The 309-nt window shown below is 61.5% G+C and carries 1 pseudogene; it reads right to left on the bottom strand.

Annotated elements, in window-relative coordinates:
• Nucleotides 1-309: pseudogene (locus KW841_RS30205) on the bottom strand (acetyl-coenzyme A synthetase); the annotation flags it as partial.

The following is a 309-nucleotide window of genomic DNA, read 5'->3' as shown; positions in this document are numbered from 1 at the left end:
CTTCGGCGCCCATCTCTTTCGGCGCGCACACGGTGCCGGCCACTTTCATCAGGTCCTCGAACCAGATGTCGCGGTGCTGGTTCCACTTGATCTGGCCACCGGTGCGCTTGCACACGATGACTTTCTGGATGCTGCTGGTTTCCGGGTTGGTCAGCGCGTCGTCGACGTTGGCCTTGAGCGGAATCTTCTTGCCGGCACGAATACCTTCGTCGGCGGTGATCACCACTTTGGATTTGCAGTCGATGATGCGACCGGCCAGGGCTTCCGGCGAGAAGCCGCCGAACACCACCGAGTGAATCGCGCCGATCC

This window comes from Pseudomonas sp. PDM28 (assembly GCF_019219115.1).
Taxonomy (GTDB): Bacteria; Pseudomonadota; Gammaproteobacteria; order Pseudomonadales; family Pseudomonadaceae; genus Aquipseudomonas; species Aquipseudomonas laurylsulfatiphila.
This window is presented reverse-complemented; position numbering and strand designations above follow the sequence as displayed.